This window comes from Chitinispirillales bacterium (assembly GCA_031254455.1).
Lineage (GTDB): Bacteria > Fibrobacterota > Chitinivibrionia > Chitinivibrionales > Chitinivibrionaceae > WRFX01.
Genome location: JAIRUI010000051.1, coordinates 1 through 6,724 on the forward strand (window position 1 = coordinate 1; position 6,724 = coordinate 6,724).

A 6,724-nucleotide genomic window follows, 5' to 3' on the forward strand; every position below is an offset into this window, starting at 1 on the left:
GCGTAACTGATGCCCGCAATGGAATCCCACCCGGCAAAGCGGCTGCCGCCTGACACTTCCGCCAGACTGCCCGCACCTTTAAGATACAACAGTTCCTCGACCGCGTAACGCATGGCCGCCAAGCCCGCGCCGGCGAAAGAATAAAAACTTTGCGCTTGAAATTCAAAACCTTGCGCCTTCAATTTTGCGCCCTCGTCCTTTGTGTCCGACATGGCGGCAATAAACAGTTCATAGTCCGTGCGGGCTGTTATTTCGCCGCCATCGCCCCGCCCGCCATCGTCATTGCTGTCCGAGGAACAGGAAATTGTCAGAACCAGAATTCCCAGAATTAACAGGATTTTCAGAATTCTTGGAACGAGATTTTTGCCGTTATTTTTTACATTTAGCGATGAAATATCCATTTGATTTTCCTTCTTTTAAGTTCCTGTTTTAATATCTGTAATGTTCCGCCTTGTAAGGACCGTTAACGTCAACCCCCAAATAATTCGCCTGTTTTGCCGTAAGTTTCGTAAGTTTCACGCCGATTTTGGACAGATGCAACCGCGCTACTTCTTCGTCTAATTCTTTGCTCAAACGATAAACGCCGGGTTTGTAAACGTCTTTGTTTTTCCACAAATCAATCTGTGCGAGCGTCTGGTTCGTAAAAGAATTCGACATTACAAACGAAGGATGCCCCGTAGCGCAGCCCAAATTCACCAAACGACCTTCCGCAAGCAGAAACACTTCGTGTCCGTCCGGAAATATATACTTGTCAACCTGCGGCTTAATGTTGAGTTTCTTGATTTTTGGATATGCGTCTAATTTCGCTACTTCTATTTCGTCGTCAAAGTGTCCTATATTACATACAATAGCCTGATTTTTCATCTTTTCAATATGCTCAATACGGATAATATCGCAGTTTCCGGTAGTGGTAACATAAATATCGCCCCACCCCAAAGTATCTTCGACGGTTGTTACCTGAAATCCTTCCATAGCGGCCTGTAAAGCGCAAATCGGATCTATTTCCGTAACGACGACTCTTGCGCCCAAGCCCAAAAGCGACTTTGCACAACCCTTGCCTACATCGCCGTAACCGCAGACAACCGCAACTTTCCCGGCAATCATAACGTCTGTCGCTCTTTTTATTCCGTCAACCAGAGATTCGCGGCAGCCGTAAAGGTTGTCAAATTTGGATTTTGTTACCGAATCGTTTACGTTTATCGCAGGAATAAGCAGTTTTCCTTTTTCAAACATCTGATACAAGCGGTGAACCCCCGTCGTAGTTTCTTCGCTTACGCCTTTGAGTTGAGCGACAACGTTGCGCCAGTGGTTTTTATCTTTGGAATATACATCTTTGAGCAGATTTTTGATTACGTCTTCTTCGTGGCTTTCGGATTTTGAATTAACCCATCCGTCGCCGTTTTCCAATTCGTAGCCTTTATGGATAAGCAAAGTAGCGTCGCCCCCGTCGTCAACAATAAGTTGCGGACCTTTATTATCGGGAAAACTTAACGCTCTGAATGTACAATCCCAGTATTCTTCAAGCGTTTCGCCTTTCCATGCAAAAACAGCGGTTCCCGTTTTTGCAATCGCCGCCGCGGCGTGATCTTGCGTAGAAAAAATATTACAACTGCACCAGCGAACGTCCGCGCCTAATTTCTTTAGCGTTTCGATAAGCACGGCTGTCTGAATAGTCATGTGAAGCGAACCCATAATTCGGACGCCTTTGAGCGGCTGTTCCTTGCCGTATTTATCGCGCGCCGCCATTAAACCGGGCATTTCCTGTTCGGCGATATCAATCTCTTTTCTTCCCCAATCCGCAAGCGCCATATCTGCGACTCTGTTCGGTATTTCATTCCATAAATCGGACATAATAACTCCTTTGTTTTCTAACAATAACAATTGATTTTCACGGTAAACATACTATAAATCCATGTCTGATAGTATATTTTCGACAGTAACCGAATAAAGAAATGCGACAAAAAGGGGGTAGAGGTATGCAATTTTCATCGGATGTGGAAGTGTCGAATCCCAAAACATACTGGGAAAGTGTTGCGCGGACAAAAGAGTTTACCACCCCGTTTCAGGCGAATATTTTCAAAAAGCATGTAAAAAAAGACGCATATATTTTGGATGTCGGCTGCGGATACGGACGAACATTGAACGAATTATACGATAACGGATATAAAAACAGTACGGGAGCGGACTTCTCTGAAAAAATGCTTGAAAGAGGAAGAGCCGCATATCCGCATTTACGGTTTGAAACAATGAAACAATCAGAAATAAAGTATCCCGAAAATACTTTTGACGCGGTTATTCTTTTGGCGCTGCTTACCTGTATAATCCGAGACGACGAACAGATTAAACTGCTTAACGAAGTTAAGAGAGTGTTGAAGCCCGACGCAGTAATATATATAAACGATTTTTTATTAAACAGCGACGAAAGAAACGTAACACGATATAAGGAATACGAACGCAAGTATAAAACTTACGGAGTATTTGAACTGCCTCAAGAAGTAACGTTGCGGCATCATAGTAAAGAATGGGTTAAGGACAGTCTGCAAATATTCAAAGAGTTGGAATTTGAGGAAATGGAATATACAACGATGAACAATAATAAATCAAACGGATATTATTATTTCGGAAAGAAACAGTGAATCATTAATATTGATTGATCTAAATTGGTAATTATCGTCCGCTCAAAATAGTATTTTCCTGAATATGAAATACGGATAAAAGGCGGTAGTTTTATGAATAGTAATTATTTCTCAGAAATATTAAAAATCAGTAATCCTTATCTCAAGGAAGAGTTTTCAAAAGAACAGATAGAAAGTCTGCTTTTAAAAACCGAAATACTAAATAATTTAATCGATAATAAAGAAATAATAAGAAAATGGACGGATATTTATACCGATTTTGTGAAAAACGAGTATCAAAACGAATACGAAAATACCGATGAAAAATTAATTGATTATTTGAACGAAAAAGACGGCATAAAAATAATTTGGGGAAACTGCCTTGATGTACTGAAAGGAATGAAATCCGAATCGATTCATTTGATGATTACTTCTCCTCCGTATTACAACGCGAGAGAATATTCCCAATGGAAAAACATCAACGATTATTTAGACGACATGCGTATGGTTATTCGCGAGGCGTATCGAGTTTTGGACAATCATCGGGTTTTTGTTTTTAATGTAGGCGATATTTTTGACAACGACAATGTCAAAACGACTTCGGTCTGGGGAAAACGCCGTATCCCGCTTGGCGCATATTTCACTAAAATATTTGAAGAAGAAGGATGGACATTCGTCGATGATTTCATTTGGGACAAAGGCGAAGTACAAAGCGAAAGACATAAAAACGGCGATAAACCATACCCGTTTTACCAGTATCCGATGAATTGTTACGAGCATATTTTTGTGTTTCATAAACACAGAGACGACAAAACAAAATTTCCTTGTCCTGTCTGCGGAACTTTGAAAGTTAACGGGAACGCATATTCGGAAATCGGGTTGAAGAGCTGGGAATGCAAAAACCTTGAATGCTTTGAACGAAGTCCGGCAAACAGAGGGAAGCGATTTTCACTCAAAACAATTATGACGCAAGGGCGACAAAACGATGTTTTTTCTATCGACAACGATTTCATAAAAAAATGGAGAAAGGACATAGTAAAAATAAATCCGGTAATAAAAATCAACAACAAAGGCGAGAACGTTTTAGGACACACGGCGCCGTTTCCTTTTGAAATTCCAGAATTTGCGATAAAAATGTTTTCATATCCGAACGAGTTTGTTTTAGATCCGTTCGCAGGAAGTTTTACTTCCGTGATTGCGGCAAAAAAATTAGGCAGAATTGGAATTGGAATTGAATTGAACAAAAAAATGTTTCGCGAAGCGGGGATTAAAAATATATACAATAATTTTTCCGGAATTTTTGATGATTCGCAAATTAAACTTTCAGAATTTGATTTTTCAGGAGAAAATAAATGAATGAATTTGAATCGGAAAAGAAAAAACAAGTTATCGGTTTATACGGAGAAATGCAGCTTGCTATGATTTTGCACGAAAGAGGATGGCAGGTGCATCGAGCTTATATTGACGAAGGTATTGACTTCACAATAACAAAGTATTGGTGTCCGAAATGCAAAAAATTCAGCAATCAGTATCTGAGGCGCGAAGAATATAAAGGAAAAGAAAAGAAGTGTGTTACAAATCTTTGCGAGCATTGTAAGAAAACGGAATTGAGTATAGTTTCCAGATATTTACAAGTTAAAACGTCGGAAGGCGCCAAGGACAAAGAAGATGTCAGAGAATTTAGTTTTCACCCGAAAATCCGCTATGATATGGGAAACGATGTTTTTTATGTTTGGATCGCGATATTTGAAGACATCGCCGCAATAAACGACATTGATACTCTATGTAATGAAAGAATTAATTTAAAGAAATGCCATTTTTATGTGTTTAACACAAAAGACGTTTCTGAATTTGACAACACAGGCCTCCCTACTTACCAAATTACTGATAACCAAAAAACAACTTTAAGAATATCAAGTTCCGGAAAAGTTTTAAATGGAGGAACAATTTATAAATATGATTGTTTTAACGACAAATTTTACAACGATTTCAAAACGTTGGAAGATATATAATTCCCCGAATCATTAATTGAAATATAGATTAATAATAAAGAAATTACATTTGTTCAAACATTGATATTTGCATTTCGGGAAAATTGTTTTGAGAAGAGGAGACTAATTTTAATATAGACCAGTAACCGCGCCCGCATTTGTCGGAAATAATATTGCAAGCGTCTTTTTGCGATATTCCGTTTCTGACAAGTTGTGTGAATTCCGTAACAATTTGATATGTTTCTTCCTGCTGTAACGGTTTGCCTTTGTTTATCAATTTGTTGTCAGGAACTTGTCTTAATTTTGAAAGTAATTCACCCGATTTAATTTTTTCAATTTCTTTAATTTGATAATCAAAAGCGTTTCTGTTGAGTTCAAAACCACACGCTCTGCGATTTAATCCGACTGCAATTTTTGCAGTAGAAAAACTTCCTAAAAAGAAATCACAAACCATATCGTCAGGATTACTTGAATACAAAATCATTTTAGTTAATAACGATTTTGGTAATTCGTTTTTATTTTTGACTTGTCCCGGCTTATATTCTCGATTAATAATCCAAACGTCCTCTCTATCCAAATAATTCATACTTCCGCCTGTTTCATTTTTTTCATAGTCTGCAAAAAAAGAATTGGTATTAAATGTAACGTTTCCGTTTGGTTTTATATAATACAATATATGATAGTGAGAAGATATATACTTTTTACTTGTGTAAACACCGAAGTTATATTTCCAGATAATATGATTTTTTTCTTGCAGATTAGTATTCGCTAAAGCGTTTAGAACATGCCGAAGTTGAGAATAACCCGAAATTATATAAATACTTCCGCCGGGGCGTAAAACTCTTGCTGCTTCTTTTGTCCAATTTTGAGAAAATTCCGGATATTCTTTTTCGGAAACTTCAACATATCCGTCAATAACATTACTTTCATCTCTATTATAATGTTTGTCAAGTTTATCTCCGTTAATTCCGTAAGGCGGATCGCAGATAATCAAATCAATAGAATTCGATTTCAAATGTTTTCTTGCACCTTCAATGCAATCTTCGTTGTAAAACATCATAATTTAACAACATACCTTTCAAAATTATCTATTGTTTCCAAATCAAGCATATATTTTTCAGGTCGAGGCATACCGTTTGAATTTCTACCTTGTTTCATAGTATCCAATAAATCCAAATCGTCTTTTTTGAAAATTAAAAATATTATTTCGCATAGCTCCGCTCTTGTTTTTCTGTAACGAGAAACGCAAGTGCGATTTTCACGTTCAAATTCATAATTCGATTTTCCTCCTTTTAATTCGCTATGCCATTTCTGAAAAGTACGATTTACATCATTATATTCCACATCGCAAAGAGCGATAATTTCACCGTGAAAACCTTCTTTTTCGACAGATTGTTCCATTGCAGATTTATCATTCAAAATAACTTTATGATCATCGGATTTTATTGCTTTCGCTTTCAAATCCCAATTTATTGTACCTTTCATATCAAAGGTTACGTTATTAAATTTGTCTCCCGGAAACGAAAATTTATCTGAAAACAAATATTTAAAAATGTATTCAAAATAAAATGCCCACCATTCCATTTGTTTCCACTGATAATTTGCCTCCTTAAGTTCCAAAATACAGGATTTACCATCCCATATTTTAGGCAGTTTTGTTAAATTTTCTTTAATTAATTCAACATCTTTCAAATAAGCCGACATATCTTTACTCCTAATTTTAAAACGTATTTATTGAGGAAAAACACCCCCTGTCTTTCAATTGTTTTAACTTATCATGAATTGCTTCAATTGAAACTTTTGTAATAGTGGAGAGCCGCTATAAAAATATGGGGAATATCGCGATATGTCCCCAAGTATTTCATAAACCTAATTCTGTAAATTAATTTAGGGTTTCCTGTTTTTCTTATATAAAATATTATGGTTCAATCCTAGTTAAACAAAAATTATTTTGTTGTAATACTCGGAGGGACAATGGAAAACAAATATATAATTCGTTCAAGAATTTCAGAGCATAAATTTAGGGAGATTCTAAAGATATTTTGTTTGGATATAGAAGCTAAAAAATGTTCTCAATTATGTGGAATAAATCGTAATACAGCGAGTAATATTTATGAT

The 6,724-nt window shown here is 36.8% G+C and carries 8 protein-coding genes; 4 read left to right on the top strand and 4 right to left on the bottom strand.

Translation table 11 applies throughout. The features are described 5' to 3' along the window. Both LBH98_03755 and ahcY read right to left on the bottom strand, forming a co-directional pair. Window positions 1–401: hypothetical protein (locus tag LBH98_03755; protein MDR0303872.1), on the bottom strand; the 401-nt coding region annotated here is incomplete at its 3' end. Window positions 402–429: 28 nt separating this feature from the next. Continuing rightward, window positions 430–1,851, bottom strand: coding sequence for an adenosylhomocysteinase (ahcY, locus tag LBH98_03760; GenBank protein MDR0303873.1), 1,422 nt, complete (start codon window positions 1,849–1,851; stop codon window positions 430–432). A gap of 125 nt (window positions 1,852–1,976) precedes the next feature. Here ahcY and LBH98_03765 point away from each other — a divergent pair, with 125 nt between their 5' ends. From LBH98_03765 to LBH98_03775, 3 genes are all read left to right on the top strand, one after another. Then, complete coding sequence (locus tag LBH98_03765) at window positions 1,977–2,636, top strand: class I SAM-dependent methyltransferase (GenBank protein ID MDR0303874.1); 660 nt, start codon at window positions 1,977–1,979, stop codon at window positions 2,634–2,636. A gap of 93 nt (window positions 2,637–2,729) precedes the next feature. Further along, entirely contained in the window at window positions 2,730–3,971 is a 1,242-nt protein-coding gene (locus LBH98_03770) for a site-specific DNA-methyltransferase (GenBank protein MDR0303875.1), read from the top strand. After that, window positions 3,968–4,627 carry a hypothetical protein gene (locus LBH98_03775; GenBank protein ID MDR0303876.1) on the top strand — a complete coding sequence of 220 codons (660 nt, stop codon included), beginning with the start codon at window positions 3,968–3,970 and terminating at the stop codon, window positions 4,625–4,627. The genes LBH98_03770 and LBH98_03775 overlap by 4 nt, the downstream gene beginning before the upstream one ends. A gap of 43 nt (window positions 4,628–4,670) precedes the next feature. Here the strand turns inward: LBH98_03775 and LBH98_03780 are convergent, their stop codons facing one another. Both LBH98_03780 and LBH98_03785 read right to left on the bottom strand, forming a co-directional pair. Next, window positions 4,671–5,666 (bottom strand): site-specific DNA-methyltransferase, encoded by a 996-nt coding sequence (locus LBH98_03780; protein MDR0303877.1) that lies wholly within the window; start codon window positions 5,664–5,666, stop codon window positions 4,671–4,673. Next, window positions 5,663–6,310, bottom strand: coding sequence for a hypothetical protein (locus LBH98_03785; protein ID MDR0303878.1), 648 nt, complete (start codon window positions 6,308–6,310; stop codon window positions 5,663–5,665). The genes LBH98_03780 and LBH98_03785 overlap by 4 nt, the downstream gene beginning before the upstream one ends. Window positions 6,311–6,580: 270 nt before the next feature. On the opposite strand from LBH98_03785, the gene LBH98_03790 reads away from it, so the two are divergent. Then, window positions 6,581–6,724 (top strand): IS1595 family transposase (locus tag LBH98_03790; GenBank protein MDR0303879.1); only part of this gene is annotated, 144 nt, incomplete at its 3' end.

What these genes read in the sequence shown, in the direction of transcription:
- ahcY (MDR0303873.1), bottom strand. Translation starts at nt 1,851, where the DNA reads ATGTCCGATTTATGGAATGAAATACCGAACAGAGTCGCAGATATGGCG.
- LBH98_03765 (MDR0303874.1), top strand. Translation starts at nt 1,977, where the DNA reads ATGCAATTTTCATCGGATGTGGAAGTGTCGAATCCCAAAACATACTGG.
- LBH98_03770 (MDR0303875.1), top strand. Translation starts at nt 2,730, where the DNA reads ATGAATAGTAATTATTTCTCAGAAATATTAAAAATCAGTAATCCTTAT.
- LBH98_03775 (MDR0303876.1), top strand. Translation starts at nt 3,968, where the DNA reads ATGAATGAATTTGAATCGGAAAAGAAAAAACAAGTTATCGGTTTATAC.
- LBH98_03780 (MDR0303877.1), bottom strand. Translation starts at nt 5,666, where the DNA reads ATGATGTTTTACAACGAAGATTGCATTGAAGGTGCAAGAAAACATTTG.
- LBH98_03785 (MDR0303878.1), bottom strand. Translation starts at nt 6,310, where the DNA reads ATGTCGGCTTATTTGAAAGATGTTGAATTAATTAAAGAAAATTTAACA.